The following is a 1,763-nucleotide window of genomic DNA, read 5'->3' as shown; positions in this document are numbered from 1 at the left end:
ATGGCGATTCGAACCGGATCACCGGTTTCGGCACCCTGACCAAAACCAACAACAGCATCTGGACGCTAACCGGCTCCAATATGGCTGATGGTGACGCCAATGCCTTCCTGTCTGCCAATATCGCCGGGGGGATTTTGGTGCTGGATAACGCCACGCTGGGCCTGACGCCGGTCACCGGGGCACTCACGAGCGCCGCATTAAACCGCCTCAGTGCCGCTGATATCGCCGCCGACCCGACGCTGGTGGCCACTGAAACCGGTGCATTAACCCTGGGCGAAGGTGGCGCGCTGTCCTCGCTTGGTGACTCTGTTCTGAGCGGTAACCTTATTAGTGCCGGCGGGATCCTGCTGTCAAACAGCTATACCGGCGGCAATGGAGCCGCTACGGATGATCGGTTGACCGTGACCGGGACTTATTTTGGTGAAAGTAACGGTTCCGGCGAAGGTGCCTGGCTGGCACTTGATACGGTGCTGGGCGATGACGATTCTGCCACCGACCGGTTAGTGATCAACGGCGATGCCACCGGCACCACCTCGGTTCGGGTGAACAATGCGGGCGGCCTGGGCGATAAAACCCTCAATGGCATCAACCTGATCACCGTGGACGGTCTGGCGCAGGATGACACCTTCCTGCTGGCCGGGGACTATGTCACCACGGATGGCTATCAGGCGGTGGTGGGCGGGGCGTATGCCTACACCTTGCAGGCCGACGGGGAAGCCACCACGGCGGGCCGCAACTGGTATCTCTCTTCAGAACTGATGCTAACCGAGGGCGTTCGCTATCAGGCGGGCGTGCCGTTGTATGAACAATATCCGCAGGTGCTGGCCGCCCTGAATACCCTGCCGACGCTGCAACAGCGTGTCGGTAACCGTTACGGGGCACCGGGCGCGCTGGCAGCACTAAATTTTGACGATAATCAATGGGCCTGGGGCCGTATCGAAGGGAGCCGTCAGGTCACTGACCCGGCCCGCTCCACCAGCGGTGCACAGCGTGAGATTGATGTGTGGAAGTTGCAGACCGGCATTGATGTGCCGTTGTATCAGAGCCAGGGCGGTTCACTGCTGACCGGCGGGGTGAACTTCTCCTACGGTAAAGCCAAAGCAGATATCAACGCGTTCTTTGGTGATGGCAGCATTAATAGCTCGGGTTACGGTCTTGGCACCAGCCTGACCTGGTATGGCAATAACGGCGTGTATGTGGATGGCCAGTTACAGACCATGTGGTTTGACAGTGATTTAAGCTCCAGCACCGCGGGGCATGCCTTGATCAGCGGGAATAATGGCCGTGGGTATACCTCGGCGGTAGAAACGGGTAAACGTTATGCTCTGGGTAACGGGGTGTCGCTGACCCCGCAGATGCAGGTGAGCTATTCACGGGTGGATTTCGATACCTTCCGCGATACGTTTGATAGCGAAGTTTCACTGCAAGAGGGTGATAGCCTGCGGGGGCGTATCGGTGTTTCCCTGGATAAGGAAACGGCCTGGAGCGCGAAAGACGGCAGCACCCGCCGCTCACACATTTACAGCCATCTCGATCTGCACAATGAGTTCCTCAACGGCAGTAAAGTGCAGGTTTCGGGTATTGAGTTCGCTACCCGGGATGAGCGCCAGTCAGTAGGTTTAGGCGCGGGCGGCACGTATGAATGGCAGAATGGGCGCTATGCAATTTACGGCAATGTCAATCTGCTGGGCGCTACGCGGAATGTCAGTGACAACTATACGGTTGGCGGCACAATAGGCGCACGGGTTAGCTGGTAAGTTGTT

At 58.3% G+C, this 1,763-nt stretch carries 1 protein-coding gene; it reads left to right on the top strand.

Annotation, left to right across the window (positions count from 1 at the left end):
* On the top strand, positions 1–1,757 hold a 1,757-nt coding region (locus tag AC971_RS21420; RefSeq protein ID WP_156170271.1), incomplete at its 5' end, for an autotransporter family protein.
* Between the last annotated feature and the right edge of the window lie 6 nt (positions 1,758–1,763).

The organism is Yersinia similis (assembly GCF_001053095.1).
Taxonomy (GTDB): Bacteria; Pseudomonadota; Gammaproteobacteria; order Enterobacterales; family Enterobacteriaceae; genus Yersinia; species Yersinia similis.
The sequence above is the reverse complement of the archived record's forward strand: the minus strand, read 5'-3'. Positions and strand labels throughout refer to the sequence as shown.